The sequence below is a fragment of the Bacteroides sp. GD17 genome, from assembly GCF_038448625.1.
GTDB lineage: Bacteria > Bacteroidota > Bacteroidia > Bacteroidales > Bacteroidaceae > Bacteroides.
The window spans coordinates 553330-579081 of sequence record NZ_JBCEZS010000001.1; the positions used below are offsets into that span (position 1 = coordinate 553330).

Below are 25752 nucleotides of genomic sequence, written 5' to 3' on the forward strand. Positions count from 1 at the left end.
TATATACCTATTTCAACTCAAAACTGGTCGTCTTCACGTCGCGGCTGTTGGGGCCTATCATTACGTTGAACTCGCCCGGCTCGCAGACGTACTGCATGTCGTAGTTGTAGAACTTCAGCAGGTCCGGGGTGATGGTAAAGTTGACTTGCTTGCTTTCCCCTTTCTTCAGGTGGATGCGCTCGAAGCCTTTCAATTCCTTCACGGGGCGGGTGATGCTGCCTACAAGGTCGCGGATGTACATCTGTACGATTTCGTCGGCGTCGTAGTTGCCCGTATTGGTTACGGTAACCGAAGCTGTCAGCGTGCCGTTCGTACTCAGTTGATTGGAGCTGAGTGCGATGTCGCTGTACTGGAAGGTGGTGTAGCTCAATCCGTAGCCGAAGGGGTAGAGCGGGTCGTTGCTTACATCCAGGTAGTTGCTGCGGAACTTCTCGAACCACTTGCCGTCCTTCAGGGGGCGGCCGGTGTTCTTATGGTTGTATGCCATCGGCAGTTGGCCTACGTTCTGCGGGAAAGTAGTCGTCAGCTTGCCGCTGGGTGAAACGTCACCGAATACGACGTCGGCAATGGCGTCGGCAGCTTCGCTACCTCCGAACCATACGTTCAGGATGGCGGGGACATGTTCGTCCTCCCAGGTCAGCACTACGGGGCGGCCGGAGAAGAGTACCAGTACCACGGGCTTGCCCGTCTTGAGCAGGGCTTCCAGCAAGTGGCGCTGTGCATCGGGCATATCCAGTTGGGAACGGCTGCTGCACTCGCCGCTCATCTCGGACGATTCGCCCAGGGCGGCTACAATGACGTCGGCTTGGGCAGCCACGCGGAGCGCTTCGTCCAGCATCTCCTGGTCGTTGCCACGGGGCAGTTCACGGCCGAACATGGTGGCACGGGTCTGGTAGTCGGCATCGTACATCAGGTTACTGCCTTGTGCATAGAGCACGTTGGCGCGGGAGCCTACTGCTTTCTTGAAGCCTTCGAGCAAGGTGCTGTAGCGTTCCGGTGTGGCGGCTACGCTCCAGGTGCCCGGCATGTTGGCGCGGGTATTGGCCAGAGGGCCAATGAGGGCGATGTTGCCTTTGCGTTGCAGGGGCAACAGGTTGTCCTGGTTCTTCAGCAGAACGAAGGTCTCGGCGGCAATGCGGCGGGCGGCTGCACGGTGTTCGGGGGTGAAGACTTCCTTTTCGGTGCGTCCCGGGGTGCAGTATTTATAGGGATCGGCAAAGAGGCCCAGTTTGTACTTGGCTTCGAGGATGCGGCGGCAGGCCTTGTCGATGTCGGCTTCGGTCACTTTGCCTTCCTTCAGGGATTTCTCCAGGGTGCCGATGAAACCGTCGGCCACCATGTCCATGTCTGTTCCGGCGGTCAGGGCGCGGGCGGAGACTTGCTGCAAGTCGCCGATGCCGTGGTCTATCATTTCGGCGATGGCGGTGTAGTCGGTCACCACGAAGCCGTCGAAGCCCCATTGGTTGCGCAGTACGTCGGTCATCAGCCAGTGGTTGGCAGTGGCGGGCACGCCGTCTATTTCGTTGAAGGAACTCATCACGCTTCCTACGCCGGCTTCTACAGCGGCTTTATAGGGCGGGAAGTATTCGTTGTACATGCGGTTGCGGCTCATGTCTACGGTGTTGTAGTCGCGGCCGGCTTCTCCGGCACCGTACAGGGCGAAGTGCTTCACGCAGGCCATGATCTCGTTATTGGCGCTCATGTCCTTGCCCTGATATCCGCGGATCATGGCTTGGGCGATGGCCGAACCGAGGAAGGGATCTTCGCCGTTGCCTTCGGACACGCGTCCCCAGCGGGCGTCGCGGCAGATGTCTACCATCGGGCTGAAGGTCCAGCAGATGCCGTCGGCGCTGGATTCGATGGCGGCGATGCGGGCCGATTGTTCTACGGCATCCATGTTCCAGCTGCACGACAGGGCCAGGGGGATAGGGAAGATGGTTTCGTAACCGTGTATCACGTCCATACCGAACAGCAAGGGGATGCCGAGGCGGGAGTTTTCTACCGCCAGCTTCTGTACTTCACGGATGTTCTTCACGCCTTTCAGGTTGAACAGACCGCCGACTTCTCCGGCGCGTATCTTCCCGGCGACGTCGCTACTCTTGGCTTGACCGGTCACGATGTTTCCCGTTACCGGCAGGTTGAGCTGACCGATCTTCTCGTGCAGCGTCATTTTGCCCATCAGTTCGGTGATGAATTTGTCCATCTCCTGGGGCGTACCTTTGGGGGTACTGGCTTTGGGCATTGCCGCCGTTGCCGTAAGGGCGAGGAAGGAGGCGGCTAATAATAAGGTGTATTTCTTCATCTGGTATAAATTATTTAGTAGTGAATCCTAATGTCTGCAACCCTTGCTGAATCTCGGGGCAACTCATGAAGAGCTTCCACAACAGCCCGGAACGATAGTTCTCTATCATCGGGGCAATGGTGCATTGGTCGATGGCCAGGTAGCGGGGTACTGTCCAGTCGGCCGACTCGGAGAAGGCGTCGTAGAAACCGTACTTGCCCCAGATCCGATCGCCCTTGGCATAGAAATACTTCAGAGCGCGCATCGATTCCTCCGGCGTGTAGGGGAAACTGGAGAGGGCGGCTGTGGGAGTGATGACTCCGCAGTCGTTATTGCCCGGACAGTGTGCGGCATACCCTTTGATGGAGTAGCTGGCAGTCAGTCCCCAGCAGTTTTCGCCGTAACCCTTGAACTGTTTCGGATTCTCCACGCAGTAGCGGTAGTTGGAGAGGGCATGGTTGCGCACCACATTCCAGTAGTTGGCATAGCGGTCGCTCAGGTTGCGCGGGTCCAGACCGATGTACGAGTACTGTGCCCAGAAGAGCGGACCACCCAACTGCTCGGCTCCGTTGTGCTTCAGCTCCAGCGGCAGGCCGTAAGGGGCAGCGTCGGACTTGATGCCGCCACCGCGTGCCCATCCGTTATGATAAGCCGAAGCCGGAACGGGATAAGTAGGCGAGGCTGCTGCCAGGATGTAGACAATCAGCGCTTCATTGTAACCTTCCAGCGGGAAGTTCATCTCCCAGTTGTACTCGGGCGACCAATGCCAGTAGATGACATCCTTGCCGTTCTGATACCAGCTGAATTCCATCTCTTTCCAAAGTTGGTCTATCTTCTCTGCAAGGGCCTTCTCCTTTTCGTTGCCGTCGCGGAAGTACTGGCGCACGCAGAGCAGGCTTTGCATCAGGAAGCAGCTTTCCACCAGGTCGCCACCGTTGTCTTTCTGTCCGAAAGGCTTTACTTTACCCGTGGGGCCGTTGAGCCAGTGCGGCCATACGCCGTGGAAGCGGTCGGCACTTTTCAGGTAATCGGCTATTCGGGTCAGGCGCTCTACGCCGGCTTCTCTTGGGATAAAGCCGCGTTCGATGCCCACCAGCAGACCGGCCACGCCGAATCCGCTACCGCCGATGGTGACGATGTCCTGATCCTTTTCAGGATAGTCGCCATCCAGATGGATGCGCTCGGGCGCCAGGCCGGAGATAGCCTCTGCACCGTCCCACATATAGTTCAGGTGTACTTTCTGGATGTAGTCCAGCATCTCGTCGTCCGAAGCGAATGACGTCGGACGTGTTTCTTCCGTATCGGGCTTGCCGGTTGTTCCGCCGCCATCTTCTTTTCCGTCCTCTTTCAGGTCGGAAGAGCACGAACCGCAGCTTGCCAAAGAAGCAGCGAGCAAGAAGGCCAGTCCGTATCTTATGGTATATTTTCCCATGTCTATGTTTAAATTCTAATTAATGAGTTAGTACTTTATTGTGAGTTCGATATAAGAGGGGCCTTCGGGCAGCCCCGAAACCTCGAAACGCCTCGGTTTCATGCCTTCGGGCGCGCCCGGAGCCTCGAAACGTCTCGGTTTCATGCCTTCGGGCGCGCCCGGAGCCGCCCTTATATCGAGTTACTTTAATGTCTTGCACAACGGAGAGCGTCCGTTTTCGTTCAGCGCCTCTATTGTGAAGTAATATTCCGTGTCTGCATCCAGGCCGCGGAAGTCGTAGTCAGTCTGTCCCAGCACTGTGATGGCATTGTACATCTTGTCCGGAGCTATGCCGTAGTAGATGTTGTAGCCGTATGCTGTGGCTTCGGGTTGCCATGAGATGAGTGCATTCCGGCGGTCGTTCTTGTCGCGCTTCACGGTCAGGCCTTTCACCATCTGCGGGGCAGCGCCGTCACCACTTCCGAAGACACGGAAGCCCGACATGGCGACACTGCCTGTAGGCATGTGCACATTCTCGTATTTCAGGTAGCGGGCACGTAGCGGTTCGCTCAGTTCGATGTAGTCGTGCGGACAATCCTTGTCGCTGTCGCTCTTGTCTACTACCAGTGTCCATTCTTTTCCATCTTCAGATGCAAAGATACGGTATTGGTGGTAAATATCCATGGCACGGTTGTGCTGCACGGCCTTGTGGTCATAGAAGTTCAACTGTATGGCACGAACGGTTTTCACTGCCCCCAAGTCTACTTTAGCCCACTCTCCCGGATTGCCCGACCGGGCTGCCCAGTAAGTGCGCATGCTTTCGTCCGTCAGGTTGGTTGCCGCGTAGATACTGTCGGTAGACGATACCTCTACAGGCTTCCTGTAAGACAGCAGCATCCAGCCGGTGAAGCGGTCTGCCGGGTTCTTGATGTCCATCGGCTCCGCCCAGTTGGGATAATCGCCGAAGGCTGAGGAAGAATGCATCACCCCGTCTCCGTCGAAGGCAACCGGATAGAGTCCGATACGACGCTCGAACTTATACTTCAGGGACAGCATGCAGGTAGATACATGCCAGTAGTTACCCTTCACATCACGGAACGTACCGCCGTGGCCACTGCCCTGCACATATCCTCCCGGCTTATAGCTCATGGGGTTGTGCTTCTGGTAAGTGAACGGGCCCAACGGGGAATCGGATACATATACACCGTCGGCATATACCTTGAACTCCGTTCCCGGAGCACCATACTGGAAGTAATATTTTCCGTTGTGCTTGGTCATATAAGCCCCTTCGGTGAACGGGCGGAGCGTCACTTCATCGTCGTTGTTCATTCCGAAGCGCTCCCAGCCGTGTTCTTCCGGACGCAGCATCATCACGTCGTGAATCTTGCTGATGGGATAGAAATCGTTCCGGTCCAGTTCTACCGCTTTCAGCGGGTATTCGTTGCTGGAACCGTAGTACATGTACAGTCTGCCGTCATCGTCGAGGAACATACATGGGTCCCAAGTAGGGAGTACATTCTTCTCGATGGCACGTTTGAAACGTCCCGTCTTGGGATGCGTGCTGTACCATACGGCGAGGCCTTCGTAGGTGGAACCGGTATAGAACAGCGTGTCGCCGCTTACGTATGCCGCCGGTGCGCACTGGTCGTCGTCCGTGGGCTTGCGCTGGAAACTGGCGGGTACAAACTCCCAGTCCACCAGATCCTTGGAATAATGGAAACCTCCCTGGTTGGTGGAGAACAGAAAGTATTCTCCTTTGTATTCCACTGCCATGGGGTCGGCGGCAGAACGGAACGAACCATTGGGGCGTACATTATTGTTGAACGGTTCAAAGTTATAGCTGATGTTCATCGGATTGCAGAAGGTGCGTGTCAGAGGTGCCTGCGGGTTGTACCAGCGGGTGGCCCGGGCAGGGCGGCGTACAGCAGTTGCCTTGTGTGTCTCGTCTTCCATCACTATGTCCAGATTATTCTCGTCCAGTGAAAGGATTCTGTTGACTATCTTCTTGCCGGGATAGTACACGTACAGGTGTACGTCATTATCCGCGCCCTTGATGGCAAAACTGCCGTCAGTGGCAGTGGTGCTGTGCATGGGGCTGGCAAAGAACATAACCGTAGCTCCTTCGAGGGGCTGGTGATTCTTGTCCAGTACGCGTCCCTTCACGATGCGCTCGTGGGTCACTGCGATGTAGTAGTCGCTGACTTGGCCTTTTACTACTTTGATGGAATCATCGGGAGCAGCATTTGCCGCGAATGCGACAAATGCTATTCCACAACTGATTAGGATTCTTCTTATCATGTGATAGTTCAGAATAGGATTATGTTTGAATTAGTCTATCGGATCGAGTTTCAGGTCGGGGAGGTCGTCGAGCTGGTTGGAAGGAATGGGCCAGTAGGTCTTTTCCGCTGTCCAGCCTTTCGGGCCGAGTACGGTAGCTGCCTTGCCGGTACGCACCAGGTCGATATAGCGTGTACACCATTCGCTGCAGAGTTCCATGCGGCGTTCGTCCATTACATCGTCCAGCGTAACGCCGGTCTTGGTAGGCATTTCGGCACGGGTGCGCACCAGGTTATAGCTGCTGTCGCCATTCTTTCCCTGACGGATTTTAGCTTCGGCGTTCATCAACAGTACTTCGGCATAGCGGAGGATGCGAACGTTGTTATTGGCACCGTAGTCTGTGCGGCCTTCGGTCATCTGGTTGTAAGGCAGGTAGGCTTTGCCGTTCCAGCAGTCGGTCATGGTACCTGACGTTGCACCTACCTGCCAGCCTTCGCGGGTCATCTGTCCGGCTCTCAGGAAAGAAGTCTCGGTGCGTATTGACTCGCCACGGGCATCGGCCCATGCCACGAACTCAGATTCGTAACCGATGAAGTTCCAGCCACCTATAGACTTGTCTGATGCGGGATCTCTGAGGGCAGCTCCCTGGAAGTTGAACCATTGGTCTACGCCTACATACTCTCCCGAACCATTACCGAAGTCGGTAACCTGGCATTCGAACAAAGATTCGTCACACAACTTGCCCGGAATCTTGAACAGGTTATAGTAGTCGGGATAAAGAGAGAAGTTGCCGTTGTTGATGATATCGTCTGTCAGGGTTTCAACCTTTGCATAATCTTCCTTCAGCAGATAAACCTTTGCAGCCAGCATCTCGGCAGTATATGCGGTTACTGCACCCAGGTGTTCCATCTGGTTGGGACGCATGCGGGGGAGTTTATCTATTGCGTAGTTCAGGTCTTCTTCCAGCATGTAGTCGTATACTGCGTTTACGTTGGAACGACGGAAGTCGGTCTGCAAGTTGTCGCGGTAGATTACAATCGGGCCGAAGTTAGTTACCAACTGATAGTAAGCCCACGCACGAAGCGTGCGTACTTCACCGCAATAAGCCTCGTATTTTTCGTAGTCGCTGCTTCCCGGAGTCAGGTATTGGGCATATCCGTCCAAAGATACCAATGCGGAGTTGGCAATGCGGATGATCTCATAGAAAGTAACCCATACGTTGTTCAGCGCCCAGAAGGAGTTGGTATAGTTGAAGTGGCGGCCGAAGTCTACGGCTGCTCCCTGGTCGTCCGTACGGCCGGACCATACATCGCCGTCGCGCGTGAACATAATCAGTGCATTGGCCCAGTGCATGCCCGAGGTGCGTACTTTGGAGTAAACACCGATAACGGGTTGATACATATTGCTCGTGTTCGTGAAATCCACGCTTTGTTCCGGTACCTTGTTCTCAGGCTCGATGTCGATGAAGTCGGAGCAAGCAGTGGTGCCGCCCAGTATCATCATAGCCGGAAGAATATATGCTAATGTCTTCTTTAAGAATTTCATTGTTCTATGTTTTTAATGGTTGATAGTTTAGAAATCAATCTGTACTCCGAAGGTATAAGTCGAAGTCAAAGGATATACCTCGGTGTCCCAACCTTCTGCATCGGACAATTCAGGAGTGAAGCTGTTTGCCTTGAAGGTAGTGAACGGACGGTCGGCTGTCAGAGAGAGGCGGATGCCCGGCATTACGTAGCTGCCCACTTTGACATTCTTGAAGGAATATCCGAGGGTGATGTTCTGGATGCGGAAGTAGTCGGAGCTTTCTACGAAGTAAGAAGCATTATTACTGTCCGATACGTTCCAGGTCTTGATCAGCGCTTTGGCAGACGGATGTTCGTTGGTAGAACCCGGACCTGTCCAGCGGTTGGTGTACTGGGCCTTGTCGAAGTTGTAGTTGGACTGTGCATAACGCAGTGCACGCTTTCTGTTCCACAATTCGCCGCCTACTTGTCCGTAGGTAGTTACGTTGAAGTCGAAGTTCTTGTAAGCGAATCCGAGGTTGATACCATAGGTGAAGTCGGGGATATAAGAACCCAACACTTGCTTGTCGGCACCGTCGATAACGTGGTCACCGTTCACATCCTGATATTTGAAGTCGCCCGGTTCAAGGCCATTGGCAACGGCAATCGGATCGGCGGCACATTCTTCCGGGGTCTGGTAGATACCTACCACCTTGAAGCCGTAGTAAGAGTTCATTTTTTCGCCTACCATGTTCACTGTCTTGCCACCTTTGATGATGGTCATGTTATCTTTCAGGCTCTTTACTTCGTTGTGCAGGTAAGAGAGGTTAACACCTACATTATAGGAGAAGTCTTGCCCGATCTTGTCGTTCCAGTTCAATGAGAGGTCGATACCGCTGTTCAGAATCTGTCCGTTGTTGCCTGCGATAGTTTCGTTTTGCATCGGGAGTTTCGGAGAGATAACGGCGTTGTCCGTCAGGCGGTAGTACCAGTCGATATCTGCATTCAGTCGGTTGTTCAGCGTAGCGAAGTTGATACCGATGTTGGTTTCGTTTACAACTTCCCAGCCCAGCCAGCTGAAGTTGGTTGAATTGGTGTAACCGTCGAGGGCGTTGTTCGGTCCGAATACTGACTGTACGTTGCTGAGGCTGGAGAAACCTGCACTTGCGTTGATCTTGTCGTTACCCAGCTTACCCCAGCTTGCACGGAGTTTCATGTAGTCGAATATGTTCTGGTTCTTCATGAACGGCTCTTGCGAGATAACCCATGCAGCACCGATAGAGGGGAAGTAGCCCCACTTGTCGTTGTACTTGGAAGAACCGTCGGCACGGAAAGTGAACATCAACATGTACTTGTCTGCATAGTTATAGTTCAAACGGGTGAAGTATGACAGACCGCGGTATTTCCAACCGTCATCTGTTACCGTAGCACCGTCTTTATTACCCAGTCCGATGTATTTCCATACGTCTGCTCCTTCGGGAACGTTGGTTGCTGTTCCTTCCAGTTTCTTCATCTGCTCCTGGCGCATAGATACACCCAGCATACCGGTGAATGCGTGTTTGCCCCACTTTTCAGTATAAGTGGCGGTGTTATCCCAAATCCACTTGTAGTAGTTGGTATCCGTCTTGGTCAGACTTGTAGTGGTCTTTTGCTGGTCGGTACCTACATAATAAGTCGGAGTAAAGTTCGTGCCACGAATGATAGAGTAGTCGTAGCTGTAGCTTGAACGTACATTCAACTTGTCGGGGATAAGGTTCAGCTGTGCATAGAAGTTACTCAAAACCTGATAGGTTTCGTTGCTGTTATCATAATAGTTGGCCGTAGCTATCGGGTTTTTGAAGTTCGCTCCCAGACCTACCTGTTCGGGTGATGCATACTTGTCAGGGAAAACAGCGTCACTACGAGTATTGTCATAAACAGGGATGATGGACGGCGTATTGAATGCCTGCTGCCATGCTGCGTTGTTCGGCAACTGCTGTTGTGAGTTGCTGAAGACACCGTTGAATCCTACTTTCAGCCAGCTTCTTGCATCATAATCCAAGGCAGCGCGGAAGTTGAGGCGACGATAGTAGTTCTCTACATCCATAATACCGTCTTGTGCCAGGTAACTCATACCGGCAGAGTAAGTAGCTTTTTCGCTACCGCCGGAGATGTTCAAACTGTGGTTGGTCATCATGGCAGTGCGCAACAGTTGGTCGTACCAGTCAGTGTCGGCATTGAACTTTAAAGAGTTAAGGTCACCACCGAATGCAGCAATAGATTTCTCGAACATACTGCTGTATGTTTCCTTGTCTGCTTCCATCAACATAGTGGCAAATTCGTGAGAGTTACACATTTCCAGCAGGTTGGTAGCCTTCTGAATACCTACATAACCGTTGTAAGTGATTTTAGCCTCTTGGTTGCGGGTACCTTTCTTCGTTGTGATGATAACAACACCGTTGGCTGCACGTACACCGTAGATAGCCGATGCCGATGCATCTTTCAGGATAGTCATGTCCTGAATATCGGAGTTATTCAGGAAGTCAATGTTGTCGTAGAACATTCCGTCTACTACATAGAGGGGAGAAGTGTCACCGAAAGAACCCATACCGCGGATGGTTACTTTAGGACCGGCTCCGGGAGTTCCTGAGTTGATAATGTTTACACCCGGTACCTTTCCCTGCAATGCTGCCATGGGCGAGGATGTAGGAACATTCACGAAGTCCTTCTCTTTTACTACATCGATCGGGGCTGTCAAGTCTTTAGCCTTGGCGGAACCATAACCGATTACGACTACTTCTTCCAGTAATTGTGCGTCTTCACGCAACTTTACATTAATAACAGATTGCCCGGCAGCTTTAATTTCCTGCGGCAACATACCTAAATAGTTAAAAACGAGGATTGCGTCTTCGGAGACGCCATTGAGTACGTAGTTACCGTCAAGATCGGTAGCTGCTCCATTCGTCGAGCCTTTTACTACAACCGTGGCTCCAATGATCGGTTCGTTGCTTTGGTCAACAACGGTTCCTTTGATTGTCTTTGTTCCTTGTGCCAAAACTACGAATGGCAGAAATGAGAACAAGACTACAAGTGAAAAGAATAATGTTTGCCTTCTCATAAACTAAATTTAAGAGTTAATAATTTCCGTTGACAAAGGAATGGATTTATGCATTGCAAGCAAAAAAAACTACTACCACGATAATACGTTTAGGGTAAAAAGGGGTACGGCTTTACTACGTTTTAGTAAAGCCGTTTGTTGTAAATCAGTATGTTATGATCTGAAACTTTTTCTTGGAATCTACTTTAAATCGATTAGGAAATCTACCAGTCCGGTCCCGTCCGGTATGTCCAATTTCTTGCGCAAACGGTAGCGGGCAGCTTCTACTCCGCGGATGGTGAGGTTGGTCATTTGTGCAATGTCTTTTGTCGAGAGGTTGAGGCGGAGCAAAGCACAAAAACGCAGGTCGGTAGCTGTAAGTGTTGGATAGCTTTCGCGCAGGTTGCGGAAGAATTTCTCGTGAATCAAGTCGAAGTTCTTTTGGAACACATCCCAGAACTCTTGGCTTTCGATGTTCTCATTGATAAGTTTCAGTAAGCTTTCAAGGTTTTTGCGTCCGTATTGTCCTTTCACAAGAAACTCCTGTACGGCAGTGCGCAGCTTCTCAAGTATTTCATTCTTGGCAAATACACCCAGTGCCATGCTGGCAAGTTCCTTGCTCTTTGCTGACAGTTCGGCCTCCAGCAATTGCTGTTGTTGCACGGCTATCAAGCGCTCTTGCTCGTGCATCTTGATGTTTTGCTCTACCTGTTCGGCTTCATACTCTTTCCGCTTCTTTTCCATGGCACGGTTGGCACGCCATTTGGAGAAGAAGTAGAGAAGGGCGATGAATACGATTACGTAGAATGCAAATGCATAATAAGACAGATAAAAGGGGCGGGCGATGCTGAAACGATATTCCACTTCACCCATCTTCTTTCCCAGATCGGTATAAGCTTCTGCCCGGAAGATGTAGTCTCCATAGTCCAGACTACCATACCGTATTTCAGGCTCTTTCAAGTTGGAGGTCAAGGTCATGCCCCGTCCATGCAGGGTGTATCGGAAATAAACGGATAATTTGTTGTAATGCGGTAAACTTACACCGAATAACCAATCCTGGTAGTTGCTTTCTACCTCCACGTGGCCCGATAAAGGCAAACGCTCTTCTTGCTTGTCATAAGAAGAACAAATGACTGAATGCAGTGAAAAGGCAGGTGCCGGAATAGGGCTTAGGGCGTCTGTGCTCTTACTGTAGCGCGCCATTCCGTTGTTCAGGTTGAAGTAAACCACATCATTATCGACAAATACATTATTGTAGTTCTCTATACAGGGAGAGTCGAATATTTCGATGGGAATGCGTTCTTTCATTACATACTCGCCATCCGTATACTCTATCAATGCATACTCGTGCGAACCGGACAGCCAGAAACGGTCATTTGTGACGGAGGCTACCGAATGTGCGTTTTTTACATAAGGTTGGATAGCGTTCAATTTTTCGAAAGGAACAATTTGTCGGGCTATGTCATCGTAAGTATAGAAACTGTTAGGGCTGGCAAAGACAATGCGTCCCCGTATCTTCATGACCAGTATGGGACCGGTAATGCTTTCTGAGCCTAAACGGGAAATATGCTCCACACTTCTGGTGGCGGACAAATCGTCGGTCAGCACAATCTTATAAACTCCCTGGTACATGTGTGAGGCCCAGATAGTGCCGCTTTGGTCTACCTCCAGATGTGTAATCGGTGCGATGAAACCGTCTATCACGTGGGAAAAAGCCCATTGTCCGTTCTTTTTCTTGTAGATACGGAGATTTGCATAAGACGATTCCAGCAATATTTCTTCACCGTACAGGGTGCATTTTATCAGGCATGTACTGCTGTTGGTGTTGTTTATTACGGATATATTTCCACTCTCTCCTATTAATAAGGTATGGGCATTATTACCGGCAAACAATTGTCCGTCGATATCTTTCACATACCAGTTCTGGCCCTCGGTATGGGGTAGCAGGCGCAGGTTTCCGGAAATCTGGTGGTATTCGTATAACCCTTGGTTGGTTGCCAGATAGAAACAATCTCCCTTGTGGGCTATATCGTACACCATGCCCAACTTGGTTTCATGGTTGGCAGGAGCCAGCAGCATGACGGGGGAGTTATAGTGAATATATGCAATGCCGTCGTCCAGTGCCGCCCACACGTTGTTGTCTTTGTCGCAGAACAATCCGAGAATCGTATTATTGTCCAGCCGGTTGTCCAGGTTGAAATGCCACAGACAATGCCCTTTGCGGTCTATGGCATATATGCCGTTCAGAACAGTGCCTATCATCAATGTGGAGTCCTGGGTCATTACGGCACGATTTACCCGTTGTCTCATCAGTTCTGCATCCACGTCTGTCTTCCAAGGCTCGATGGTGCCGCTATAGCGGAACAATCCGTTATTCTCCGTAACCATGAGGAAGCTGTCTCCTCTGTCCGGCAATAATGCCACTACATTGTCATCATGCACTTTGCTGCGCGTGAAAAGAGGATGGAAAACTTGGCCGTCGAATTCGTAGAAGTCCTCGTCGATCATCTGCACATAAATGCGTCCGTTTTGATTAAAGAAGTAAAGAGGTTGTTGTTTCCTGTCGCGGAAGGCACGTACTGTCTTTCCGTCGTAAGAGAACCATGCACTGAATGACTGGAAATAAATAGAACCGTTCAGTTCCACGATATTCCATATTTCATTGTTCTCCATGGGAAAGTTTTCCAGGGAACTGCTCAAAGAATGATACTGGAGCACGCCTGCGTCCGAGTATTTGAAATAGCCGAATTCCTCGAAGGCACCCACATAGATGCGGTCGTCCTTCACGTAAACCGAACGGACAATATGATTTCCAGGCACTTTGTAGAGTTGCCAGCGAGCCCCGTCGTATACCAGTAAGCCCTGACTGTTGCCGAAATACATTTCGCCGTTTTCACCTTGTGCGCATGCCCAGTTCTGATAACCGGCTCCATAATTCTTTGCCAGATAATTGGTGACTGCAGGCATGAATGGGGAGGCTCCGGCTTGAAGAGAAAGCATGGATAACAATAAGCATAGTATCCAATGTCTGGAAAACGCCGTGGTGATTGTATTCAGTTTCATCTTTTCTGGTTATATCAAAGTGTTTTTGAGAAGCAAATATACGATAAGAATTCTAAATATTATATATTGCAGAAGAAAAGGTTGTTTTATCTTGTTAATAAAAAAGAGGATGCCCATCATTTTGACGGGCACTCTTTTCTTTATTAAAATTATTATGGAGGGGAAATTCTGTGCGGATGATAGGACTCGAACCTACACGCCTCACGGCACCAGATCCTAAGTCTGGCGCGGCTGCCAATTACGCCACATCCGCAGGGGTAATCTCATTTAGCGGGGACAAAGATATGAAGATTTTTTGTTTTGGCAAATTGTTTGATAAATAAAGTCGTTTTAAGCAATGAGGGAAGTTGAAATACGCAAGGTCTTTGCGGAACTCGGTACGTCCACAATTGTAAACTTGCCATCAATATCTGTAACGGTTCCTAAAGAAGTACCTTTTACCAATACTGATGCTCCAACAACAGGCTCACCATCCTCCTCGGAAATCACCACTCCCGAAACTGTGGATGTCTGAGCTGTTACAAAACCTATGCTCACAAAGAGACAGGTCAATAACAACATTAATTTTCTTTTCATAAATTCCCTCTTAAATTTAACTTTTTAAAATCAATTTTGTTTTAAGCGCGCAGGCAAATATATTTATTTTTTTAAAAGAATAAAAGAAAAAGAAAGAAATTCTAATATTGGGACTAAAGATTTAACTATTTGGCGATTTGAAGCAGTATGAAGTGTATTGGGATGACATAATGTCATCGATGTTAGTGATTAGAGAACAAATAAATAAACCCATTAGTTGGTGATAATCAATGTTTTGTTGAAATTTCGCGCCTATTTGTGGTGCTTTTGCTCATAAATAGCTGTACTTCAATTTTATTGTAAAAGTCAACAATAATCTGTGTATCAGTACCATTTGGTAAGAGAAGTACTTCTGATTAAAAATATACAATACGTTTTCACCGCATTCGCCAATCTGTCTCAAACACCTTGCAGCAGGGAGATGGCGGGTGAAAGCTGTAACGTCTTGGGATAAGTTGACTGTAGCGGATGTACCCTTATTAATAGAAACAAGGTATTACATTTCCGAAGGCTTTAGAAGGAAGTTTATTCTGAAGAGAAAGCTTCGTGAGGCGTCAATCATCTGCTCTTGTTCACCCGCTGAGTGAGACTTGCAAGTGAACGACTGGAGTCGTTCACATGAACAACTCCAGTTGTTCGATCGAATGACTCCAGTTGTTCACTCGGACAACTCCAGTCGTTCACTTAAGTAGTTGTTCTCTCTGCATTTAACCTCACAAACTTTTGCTGCAAAATGCAGGGTGCTGCAAATCATGGCCAACACTTCTCTTGACTGGAAACTCTTTAGGCATAAATTTGGGGAGATTCGGCGTATCTCTTTATGCAGCCCTAAAACTCCTTTAATCCGCCTAAAACGCATCCGAAAAGTTTAAAGGTGAACCCTTGAAACCGGGTTTATTGCCTTGCTTTCACCACCATTGCCCGCCGGAAGGCGTTTGTAGAAGGTGGGTGAAGAGGTGAATACTAAGTTCCGCAAAGACTTTGCGTGTTTCCTTTGTGGGATTAGAATCCCAGGAAGTATCCATTAAAAGAGGCATTATAAAGGTAATCTTGAAGCAAGACTCTGAAATGCTGGATGAAGTAATGGTTGTGGCATTTGGTACACAAAAGAAAAGTTCTTTCACCGGTTCGGCTACAGTTGTCAACAGTGAAGAACTGTCCAAGAGGGTGACAACGAATGTTGCGAATGCTTTGGTCGGATCTACTCCGGGACTCCAGCTAAAAGGAGGTTCAGGCGCACCGGGAGCCAGCCAGGGGAATATAAACATTCGTGGTATCGCATCGCTGTATGCCAATACCGATCCGCTGATTATCGTGGACGGGGCACCTTACAGTGCTTCGTTGAGTAACATTCCTCAAGGGGATATAGAGGCTATAACTGTATTGAAAGATGCTGCTTCGGCTGCTCTTTATGGTGCACGTGGTGCTGCCGGTGTAATCATTGTCACCACTAAGAAGGGCAAGGACTTCAAATCGCAAATCGATGTGGACATGAAGTGGGGGGCAAATACCCGTTCGATACAAGATTATGAGACCATTGATGATCCGGGAAGATATTATGAGACCATCTACGGACAATATTATAATTACTATTATTATGGTCAGGGACAAGGTGCAGCAGCGGCTAACGCTAATGCGAACAACACCATGCTGAACCACCTGGCATATAATATCTATAATGTTCCGGAAGGTCAATTCCTTATCAATCAAGATGGAAGATTGAATCCGAATGCAACCCTCGGTCGTAGTTATAATGCCAATGGTGAGACGTACTATCTGACTTCCGACAACTGGCGTGATGCTGCATACCATACCGCTCTCCGTCAGGAGTACAACATAAGCATAAACGGAGCTATGGACAAAGGATCGTTCTATGCAAGTTTGGGCTATCTGGATGAGGACGGTATCATTGAATACTCTGGTTTTAAACGCGTATCAGCCCGTGTCAAGGCAGACTATCAAGCAAAAAAATGGCTCAAGGTTGGTGCAAATGTGGGCTATGTAAATTCCACGACGGAGTCCAATCCAAACCTGAATACTACCCTTAATTCTACCAATTTGATGTATTATACGTCGAGGATTGCTCCTATTTATCCCATCTATGTAAGAACCCTGGATGCAAACGGCAATCCGCAGATACGTATTGACGAAAACGGTAACCCGCACTATGACTATGGTGTAGCGACAAGTAATTATCCCGGACTGACGCGTCCTTTCTCATCAACCGGTAACCCGCTCGGTTCCAACCGTTACAATGACCATACATCCAAAGGCAGCCAACTCAATGGTACATTCACGGCAGACCTCAACCTTACAGATTTCTTGAAGGTCAATGCCACGAGTACCATAACCTGGGGGCATACTAATTCTTCGGCTTATGAGAATTCTCTCTATGGGCCTAAGGTTTCCGTAAACGGACAAATTGATAAGTCGCAGACAGATGCACTACGACAAGACCACACACAAACACTGACGTATTTCGATCAGTTCGGTAGGCACAATGTGAACTTGATGGTGGGACATGAATATTATGACGCTAAGACTACTTATCTGTATGCCTACGGTCAGGGACTATTCTCTCCCGACATTCCGGAGATAAACGGAGCTGCCAAGAAGGTAAGTTCAAACTCTTATACCTCTGAGTATAATGTAGAAGGATATTTCACTAATTTGCAGTATAATTATGACGAGAAATATTTTGTATCTGCCTCTTTCCGCCGTGATGCTTCTTCACGCTTTGCCAAAGAGAACCGTTGGGGTAACTTCTGGTCAGTAGGCGGCGCATGGCTCATTAATAAAGAGAACTTCTTCAATGCAAGTTGGGTTGACCAGTTGAAACTGAAGCTTTCCATAGGGCAACAAGGTAACGATAACATCTACGATTGGGCTTATACGGACGTTTACTCCCTGACGGCTGCATCAGATACCCAGATGTCGGCATCATTCTGGCGTATCGGTAATCCGGACATTACTTGGGAAACAACTACCAATTTCAATGTAGGCGTTGAATTCGCTTTCTTCGGCAACCGCTTGACAGGTAGCTTGGACTACTACAACAAGAAAACCACCGACCTGCTCTTCTGGCTGTCTGTACCGGAGTCTGCCGGTTCGCGCGGATATTACGGCAATATCGGCGATATCCGTAATTCAGGATTTGAATTAAGCTTGCAAGGCACTATTGTTCACTCAAGGGACATTGACTGGAATGTGCAGTTCAACATTGCCCATAACTCAGATAAGATTCTGAAACTTCCCGCATCTAAAACGGCTGACTTCGGAGGCTTTACAGAGGATTTCAAGTGGTTTAAAGAGGGAGGCCATATCTACAATTACTTCCTCCCCGACTATGCGGGTGTCAACGAACAAGGTGAAGCCCTGTATTGGGTGGATGATGATTTGGGTGCAGGTGTGACCAATCGTCCGGGAACCAAGCACTCGTCTACTACTACCAATCCGAACGATGCTACTAAGTACGAGCAAGGCAGTAGTCTTCCGGATGTATTCGGAGGTTTCGGCACATCGCTTTCGGCTTATGGCTTCGATGTTTCGGTAACATTCGATTATCAGTTGGGGGGTCATATATATGACTACGGATATTCGGGATTGATGTCCAACAATGCTACTGCCGGTAATGCCGGTAACGCCATTCACAAGGATATTCTAAAATCATGGTCGCCTAACAATACGTCGAGTACGATTCCGCGTTTCCAATACGGAGACCAATATACAACAGCAAGATCAAACCGCTGGCTGACGAGTGCAAGTTACCTTAACTTCCAATCGTTCTCCATAGGTTATACACTGCCTAAACGTCTGCTTACGAATTTCGGTATCAGCAAACTGCGCGTCTATGCTACCGGTGAAAACCTCGGTTTCTGGTCGGCACGTAAAGGACTGGACCCGCGCTATGCTTACGGGGAAACTGAATCTTTGAATGTATATTCCCCTGTACGCACCGTCATGGGTGGCATTCAATTGACATTCTAACTAAAAGTGAAAGGAAATAATGTATATGAAAAATATAGTAAAACTATTCTCGATAGCTACGCTTGGACTTGCGGTCATGTCAAGTTGTATCAAGGAAATTGACCCGCAAACCAATCAAGCCACGACTGACCAGGCAGCAGATGCTCCCGGATCATTCAACAACTTCGTTACGGCGATTACGAACTCATTGGCAGGTTCCTTTACCTATAGTGGTAGTGATAATACTCCTTATGATTATGGTTATCCTTCCTTCTTCCTGATGCGCGATGTCATGGGACAGGATATGGCTTTGGGAGATACCGGTAATGAGTGGTACACTACATGGTATGGATGCGGAACAGGACTGGGCCCCCAGTATGCGGTAAGCCAGTATCCATGGACCTACTACTATGGCTGGATAAAGAGTTGCAACACGGTAATCTCTTTAGCCGGAGCTGAACCGAGTGCGGATAAAATGGCGGGAGCAGGTATTGCTTACTCCATGCGCGCAATGTTCTATATGGACATGGCACGTATGTTCTCGCAGAAAACTTATGCACAGGACAAAGGAGCCGAAACTGTTCCGTTGGTAACAGAAACCACTTCTCTCGGTGAGTTAGCTTCCAATCCGCGTGCCACCAATGAAGTGATGTGGGCACAGATACTCTCTGACCTCGACAAAGCGGAAACCTATCTTGCCGACTACAAACGCAGCGATGTCTATACTCCCAACCTCTCTGTCGTATATGGTCTGAAAGCACGTGCTTATCTGACTATGGAAGACTGGGCCAATGCGGAAGCTTACGCCAAGAAAGCCCAGGAAGGCTATACCGTGATGAGCGAAAGTGAATTTACCTCCAATACCGAAGGTTTCAACACCCCGAATTCTTCGTGGATATTCGGACTAACCTTTAAGAGCACGGATGCGAATATTCTTCGGAATGATGGCGACAGCAGTTGGGGTTCACAAATGATACTTGAAGTAAGCGAATCGGGATGCGGATATGCAGCCAACTACGGTTCTCCCAAACGCATAGACTATCATCTTTATCAAACCATTCCAAACACGGATTTCCGCAAGAAGAGTTTTATTGATTTTGGTATCGACGATATGAGCGGGGATGATGCATTAATCGCACTTTCCGAATATTCCGACTCGCCCGAAGGCATCTTGACTTCGGCCGATGCTGCCAAGAAAGGTACGGGGAATGTCCCCCTGGTAGGTGGATTGTCTGTTAAATTCCGTCCGGCAGGTGGTGAACATGCCAACCAGTATGCGGCCTTCACTGTTGCAGTACCGCTGATGCGTGTAGAAGAGATGAAACTTATCGAGGCTGAGGCTGCCGGAATGCAGAGTGAATCGAGAGGTATTGAGTTACTGACTGCATTTGCCAAGTTGCGTGACCCGAACTTCGTTTACGGCACCCATTCCGAAACTTATGACAGTAGTTATGCTACGGCATTTCAGAATGAAGTATGGTGGCAGCGCCGGGTAGAGTTATGGGGTGAAGGTTTCGCCATGTTCGATATCAAACGTCTGGACAAGAGTGTAATCCGTTGCTATGCCAACAGCAATCATGCCGAAGCTTATCAATGGAACTCCGATGCCTATACTTCCAATGCCGGAAATAAATATCCTAACTGGATGGACTTCTGCATTGTACAGACGGAGACCAACTATAACACTGCTTGTACAAACAATCCTACGCCTCTGAAACCTACTGCAATCTCTGAAGCACATGTGTGGTAATTGGGATTAACTTATAAAAATGAAGAATATGAAAAGATACATTTATACTTTATTTACGGTACTTATAGCCACCGTGACGTTCACTTCGTGTTCGGATGATGAAGGAACGAATCCGGGAAATGACTCCGCTCCTGCAGTTACTCTTTATCAGTACACAGCAAGCAGACCTAACAATCCGGACAATGACATAATACTTCGACTGGCTACAAACAACAAAACAACCGAAGTTTATTATTTAGCGGAAAAGACTTCTGAAAAGGAGGCGCATGTAGCATCTATGGGCGAAAGCGGTTACATGGATTATGTTGTATCAAACGGCAAGAAGGTTGACGGACTCTCCGCTGCATCGACTGCCGATGTTACTGTGGTTGATCTGTATGGGGCATATACCATCACAGCAGTAGCGGTAGGAGGAAATAAAAAGACTTCTGCCGAAACGACCTATACCGGACTTGAGTGGACCGATGTAGTTACCGGTACTTATTATTATGGAGCTTCTCCTAAATTAATAGAAGCACTGGGACTTACATCATCTCCCACGACTCTGCAACTTTGTACGACGGATGCTACCCTCTACCGATTCAAGGATGTGTTCGGCCCGGGTTATTCGCTCAAAATAAAATTGATAGACTATACGGGTTCAGATGACGATGGAAAATACCAATTCTTCCGGGTTCCCGCAACCGATACTCCATTTGTATATGGCAGTCATGGTACGGTTAATGTACGTGATATCGGGTATTGGCAAGGCAATGATGCTTTTGTTACAGAAGGTGGGTATGAAAGCGGTATGTATGGAAATTACAATTGCTTCATCTACATTCAGTATTATGTGGCAGTCGGAGGTATAGACTATGGTTACGACAGCTTTATCGCTGATTGAACTACATACAAACAAGACTCGTGAAGAGCAATATAGAGGAGATTCTCTCCAAGTTTAATTTTGCATTAATTATTTCTTTCGTCTAACAGGAAGAAATATCGCCAGGTGTCCTCGTGAGAAGTCACCTGGCGTTACTTTTATATTCTCTTTTTAGTTTACTTTCAGCAGTCTCCGTGCCTCTTCTATAATTGTATCCACGCCGTTGTCCTCGTCTTCCTTGCTCATATCCACTTTCTTGGTCGGGTCGATGCCGAACTCGATATGTTGCTTTTCGGCATCCAGGTGAGGGCTGGCGGAGAAGCGGACTCCCCATCCGTTGGGCAGTTCGGAGGAGAAGGGAAGGCCGGAACCACCGCCGGTTTTGTCACCTACCAGGATGACATTGGGGAGGTAGCGCATGGAGTTTACAAAGTCGTTGGTGGCACTGTAGGAGTGGCGGTTGGTCAGTACGGCTACTTTCTTTTGCCAGCGGATGCTGTTGGAAGGTTCCAGATAGATAGGAGTAGGATCTGAAAAGTCATTGTGTCCCTTGCCCGTTTTGTGCTGGATGTAGCCCGTCAGTACCTTCTCGTTGGTGAAGCGGGCGGCAAAACGGGTGGCATTGGTCAGGTCGCCTCCTCCGTTGTTGCGCACGTCTATAATCAGTCCGTTGCAGACGGAGAGATAGGAGAGGATCTCGTCCAGATTGCCGTTGCCGATGCCGGCGGAGAAGGATTCGTAGGAAACATAACCTATATTGTCGTCCAGAATGGTGTACTTGGCGCCGGCGGCAATGCGGTAGTCGCGGCCCAGGTAGTTCCTCTCGATGATGCTTTCGTTGTAGTTGCGCGGATAGTCCAGATACCAGTCCCAGTAGCGCGCCATGTTGGAAGAGGAGTACAGGTTGACGTGCCCGTCTTTCAGTTCGGCAAGCATGTTGCCCAGTATCTCGAACAGGCCGTCGTTGCTCATTCCCGGGGTGATGAGCGGCTGGTATTTGTCATGGATGGCATCCCAGTCTATTTGCTTGTAGTCCAGGAAGCAATATTGCTCGTCGATGATTTTCCATAAGGTCTCAAAGTTACCTTGGGGCGTATTGCTGAATTCCTCTTCGCGGATGCAGCTGCTGAGTAAAGGGAGCAAGGCCAGTAACAGGCAGTATATAGTTCTTCTTCTCATAATTTGTGTTCCTTATTTATTTCAGTTTCCTGTTGGGAAACAAATATAACTCCTTGACAAATCCTATCATGAACACATGCGAGTAGGTGTGCATCTTTATTTCATTCACCTTGGCCTGCTGGGCATCCCAGATGTAGGCAAAGCGCATTCGGGCACGTCCTACCGGGAAGTCTGCCGTCAGCATCTGCCTCAAAGAAGGCTGGTTGTGCAGGGATGTGAACTTAATAACCCCATCCCAATGGCCTAATGTGAATATCTCGTAGTAGGACTGCCCGTAATTAGGGGAGAACATGACACCCATCAACGGAAGATTTACCTGATAGCGCAACGTGACGGGGTGGTTCTTAATACGCAGGTTCCAGATGGCCATACCCGAAGCGGCAAGGTTGATGTAAGCGCGTGCCTGGGCGGGGTTGTTGCCATTACGCAGGTTGTAGACGAAGCCACCGTTGAAGTCTCCCACGCCCCCGGCCAGCAACTTGAAGTTGGGGGTGATGGGGAAGTTGTAGTGCAGGCCGTAGTTCCAGTTTGCCAGGCCGGAGAAGGTGTTGTTATTGTCCACCCGGTTGTGGGTATATCCCAGGTCGGCTTGGAAAAAGGTTTGCTGGGAGACGTTGCCGTCCATCCATTTCGTCATGCGCATGCTTTCGCGGGAGATGCGGAAGTCGATACCTTTATATTCCTGAGGTGACAGATAAGTGTCGAATACGTTGGTAAAACCTACGCCGTACAGGGTGGCGCGGGTGATGATGCGGTTCGGCTCCAACGTAGGGATGGAGGTGGGGAGCGATTCTTGCGCTTTCAGTCCGGCAGTCCCCAGAAGCAGTCCGCATGAAATTATTATTTTATATAGATTCATAGTCTATTGCCAATCATAAAACACTTATTCTTTTCACTCAAAACATTACTTCTTCTGCTGCAGGACATTGCTTCTTTTGGGGTAAAACATTGCTTCTTCTGCTGCAGGACATTGCTTCTTCTGCTGCGAATCATTTAAAACAGTTTCATCTGCCCCGTTATCTCATCTATGATGTCTTCGTCGCTTTTCCCGTGGTCAGGGTCCAGAATTTCCGGTTCGCTGTCTGCTTCCGGTGCTTCCGGTTCTTGTGCAGGTTCGGGTTGGCGGGTGGGCTCCAACTCGTTGATGGTTTCGATGGTAAAGGTAGTCAGTCGCTTGCCTTTGGCTTTGAAACCTTTCACGGCGATAAACTCATCGGCCTCGATAATCATCGGTTCGCGGAAGTTGTCGTGACCGCCGAATATGACTTCCAGACGCGGATAACATTCGTCCGTCAGCAGAATGAGGCTGCTGTTCTTGTTCTCGCCCATGTAGTTCTGTTTGCGGGCGGTGGCTTCGAGGCAGAAACGCTTGATGTACGGGTAGTTCTGCTGGTCGGCGTCGTAGAGCACGGCTGTCCATACCTTGTTGGGGTCGTATTTCTCCAGTACTCGGATGCTGTCGTCGTAGTGGTTGTTCAGGTCGAAGTTGGTGGTGTAGAAGTCTCCGTTGTTCTGTACTACCAGGATGCTGTCGTCGCTCTGGAATTCGCCGAGGTATTCTCCGCGTCCGTCGTAGTTGAGGCGCAGAACATCGCGGTCGAACCATACCTTACGTCCGCCCAGGGTGGAGCCTCCGCGTTGTTTCAATGCTATCTTGTGCACGGGTAGCTTCGTCAGGATGTTACCCATGGCCTGCCGTCCCTTGATGTTGATGGCGCTGAAGTCTTCCTCGAAGATGATACGGCGCACGCGCGGGTTAGGCTTCAGGGTCACTTTGATGATTTCTGCCTCACCGTTGGGATTGGCGGAGAAATAGGTTATTCTGGATTCGGGCGTACCTTGGGTAACATCGTATTCGCGGTCGCGCACAATGGATGTTACGGCAAAGCGCTTGATGTAGCTCGTGCCCTCCTTGCCATCGCGGTAGCATACGTTGTAGATGGTACGCTTGTCGTTCTTCTTGAAGACATTGGCATAGAGTATGTTCTTGCCAACGAACTTCTTGTCGGCCACCGGGGTGATGATATATTTGCCGTCGCGGAAGAAGATGATGACATCGTCTATGGGCGAACAGTTGGCTATGAACTCGTCCTTCTTCAGGCTGGTGCCGATAAAGCCTTCTTCGCGGTTGATGTACAGCTTTTCGTTGGCTTCGATTACTTTGGTTGCTTCGATGGTGTCGAAGTTGCGCAACTCCGTGCGGCGCGGGAAGCCTTTGCCGTATTTCTCTTTCAGCATGCGGAACCAGTCCACGGTATATTCCACGATGTTTGCCAGGTGGCGGTCTATCTCTTCGATGTCCGCCTTCATGCGGGCAATCAGTTCCTCTGCCTTGTCGGAGTTGAACTTGAGGATGCGCGCCATCTTTATCTCCATCAGTTTGAGGATGTCGTCTTTGGTCACCTCACGGATGAAGGTGGGATAGTACGGGGTCAGCCTCGTGTCGATGTGCTCGCAAGCAGCATCCATATTCTTAGATTGCTCAAACTCTTTGTCCTTGTAGATGCGTTCTTCGATGAATATCTTTTCCAGGGAAGCGAAGTGCAGGCTTTCCAGGATTTCGCCCTTGCGTATCTCCAGTTCCATGCGCAGCAGAGCCAGGGTATTGTCCACCGACTTGCGCAGCACGTCGCTTACGGTGAGGAAGTGCGGCTTCTGGTCGTCGATGACGCAACAGTTGGGCGAGATGCTTACTTCGCAGTCGGTGAAGGCGTACAGGGCGTCGATGGTCTTGTCCGACGATACGCCCGGAGCCAGGTGCACCAGTATTTCGGCGCTGTCCGACGTCAGGTCTTCCACCTTGCGTATCTTAATCTTTCCCTTCTCGCTTGCCTTCACGATGGAATCGCAGATGCCTGCTACGGTTTTCCCGTAGGGGATTTCCTTGATGGCAAGCGTCTTATTGTCTATCTTCTCTATTTTGGAGCGTACGCGTACAGCACCGCCGCGTTCACCGTCGTTGTACTTGGACACATCGATGGAGCCGCCCGTCTGGAAATCGGGGTATAGCTTGAATTCTTCGTTGTGCAAGTATTGGATGGAGGCATCGCATAGCTCGTTGAAGTTGTGCGGCAGTATCTTGGACGACAGACCTACGGCAATACCCTCTACGCCCTGTGCCAGTAGCAACGGGAACTTTACAGGCAGTGTCACCGGTTCCCGGTTTCGCCCATCGTAGGAGAGCTTCCATTCCGTGGTCTTGGGGTTGAATACTACATCCAGTGCAAACTTCGTCAGGCGTGCTTCGATGTATCGGGCAGCGGCGGCATCGTCTCCTGTCAGTATGTTTCCCCAGTTTCCCTGACAGTCGATGAGCATGTCCTTTTGTCCCAGCTGCACCAGGGCATCTTTGATGGAAGCATCGCCGTGCGGGTGGAACTTCATGGCCTCGCCCACAATGTTCGCCACCTTGTTGTAGCGTCCGTCCTCCATGCGCCGCATGGTGTGCAGGATGCGGCGCTGCACGGGCTTCAGTCCGTCCATGATGTGGGGTACGGCACGCTCCAGTATCACGTAAGAGGCGTAGTCCAGAAACCAATTCTGATACATGCCGCTCAGTTGATGCTTCACGTTGGCGTCTTTCGTGTCCGCGGGTTTATATTCCGAATGTTCTTCGCTCCCGGCCGGGAGTTCTTTGTCCAAATCGTCTTTCGGTGCTTCAAAATCTTCGCTCATATTTGTTCGGGAATTGTCTATTCTATGATATTACTGATTTTTCAGTTGCACGCAAAAATACGAATTTTATCGGGAAAACCTGCAAAGAAGTTAGATATTGCGTGATGTTTTCGCTATTTTTGTCTATCACTTTA

At 49.5% G+C, this 25752-nt stretch carries 12 protein-coding genes, 1 tRNA gene and 1 pseudogene; 3 read left to right on the forward strand and 11 right to left on the reverse strand.

Annotated features, from left to right (window positions below; genetic code table 11):
• Positions 1 to 7 precede the first annotated feature (7 nt).
• The 8 genes and pseudogenes from bglX to AAE250_RS01930 all read right to left on the reverse strand — a co-directional run.
• Positions 8 to 2302, reverse strand: coding sequence for a beta-glucosidase BglX (gene bglX / locus AAE250_RS01895; protein WP_294596915.1), 2295 nt, complete (start codon positions 2300 to 2302; stop codon positions 8 to 10).
• 10 nt (positions 2303 to 2312) lie between these two features.
• The gene (locus tag AAE250_RS01900) at positions 2313 to 3713 is read right to left on the reverse strand and encodes a glucoamylase family protein (protein WP_294596912.1); all 1401 of its coding nucleotides are present in this window, start codon (positions 3711 to 3713) and stop codon (positions 2313 to 2315) included.
• 180 nt (positions 3714 to 3893) lie between these two features.
• Positions 3894 to 5990 (reverse strand): family 43 glycosylhydrolase, encoded by a 2097-nt coding sequence (locus tag AAE250_RS01905; protein WP_294596909.1) that lies wholly within the window; start codon positions 5988 to 5990, stop codon positions 3894 to 3896.
• 30 nt (positions 5991 to 6020) lie between these two features.
• Positions 6021 to 7514 carry a RagB/SusD family nutrient uptake outer membrane protein gene (locus AAE250_RS01910; RefSeq protein WP_294596906.1) on the reverse strand — a complete coding sequence of 498 codons (1494 nt, stop codon included), beginning with the start codon at positions 7512 to 7514 and terminating at the stop codon, positions 6021 to 6023.
• A 27-nt stretch (positions 7515 to 7541) separates the two neighbouring features.
• Complete coding sequence (locus AAE250_RS01915; protein WP_294596903.1) at positions 7542 to 10568, reverse strand: SusC/RagA family TonB-linked outer membrane protein; 3027 nt, start codon at positions 10566 to 10568, stop codon at positions 7542 to 7544.
• A gap of 180 nt (positions 10569 to 10748) precedes the next feature.
• A complete protein-coding gene (locus AAE250_RS01920; protein WP_294596900.1) occupies positions 10749 to 13610 on the reverse strand; it encodes a helix-turn-helix and ligand-binding sensor domain-containing protein in 2862 nt (953 codons plus the stop codon).
• Positions 13611 to 13781: 171 nt separating this feature from the next.
• Positions 13782 to 13863, reverse strand: a tRNA-Leu gene (locus AAE250_RS01925).
• 95 nt (positions 13864 to 13958) lie between these two features.
• A pseudogene (locus tag AAE250_RS01930) lies at positions 13959 to 14186 on the reverse strand (carboxypeptidase-like regulatory domain-containing protein); the annotation flags it as partial.
• A 981-nt stretch (positions 14187 to 15167) separates the two neighbouring features.
• On the opposite strand from AAE250_RS01930, the gene AAE250_RS01935 reads away from it, so the two are divergent.
• Genes AAE250_RS01935 through AAE250_RS01945 form a run of 3 tightly spaced genes read left to right on the forward strand, consistent with a single transcriptional unit; the run spans position 15168 to position 20785 of the window.
• Positions 15168 to 18173, forward strand: coding sequence for a SusC/RagA family TonB-linked outer membrane protein (locus tag AAE250_RS01935; RefSeq protein ID WP_294596897.1), 3006 nt, complete (start codon positions 15168 to 15170; stop codon positions 18171 to 18173).
• A 25-nt stretch (positions 18174 to 18198) separates the two neighbouring features.
• Positions 18199 to 19902, forward strand: coding sequence for a RagB/SusD family nutrient uptake outer membrane protein (locus tag AAE250_RS01940; protein ID WP_294596895.1), 1704 nt, complete (start codon positions 18199 to 18201; stop codon positions 19900 to 19902).
• Positions 19903 to 19930: 28 nt separating this feature from the next.
• The gene (locus AAE250_RS01945) at positions 19931 to 20785 is read left to right on the forward strand and encodes a hypothetical protein (protein ID WP_294596892.1); all 855 of its coding nucleotides are present in this window, start codon (positions 19931 to 19933) and stop codon (positions 20783 to 20785) included.
• Between the two features lie 150 nt (positions 20786 to 20935).
• Here AAE250_RS01945 and AAE250_RS01950 read toward each other — a convergent pair whose 3' ends face one another.
• The 3 genes from AAE250_RS01950 to AAE250_RS01960 form a co-directional block, all read right to left on the reverse strand.
• Positions 20936 to 21943, reverse strand: a complete 1008-nt coding sequence (locus AAE250_RS01950) for a S41 family peptidase (RefSeq protein ID WP_294596890.1) — start codon at positions 21941 to 21943, stop codon at positions 20936 to 20938.
• Positions 21944 to 21959: 16 nt separating this feature from the next.
• Positions 21960 to 22802 (reverse strand): DUF3316 domain-containing protein, encoded by an 843-nt coding sequence (locus tag AAE250_RS01955; protein ID WP_294596888.1) that lies wholly within the window; start codon positions 22800 to 22802, stop codon positions 21960 to 21962.
• 134 nt (positions 22803 to 22936) lie between these two features.
• Positions 22937 to 25618: a DNA gyrase/topoisomerase IV subunit A gene (locus AAE250_RS01960; RefSeq protein ID WP_294596885.1), complete on the reverse strand. Its 2682-nt coding sequence runs from the start codon at positions 25616 to 25618 to the stop codon at positions 22937 to 22939.
• Positions 25619 to 25752: the final 134 nt, after the last annotated feature.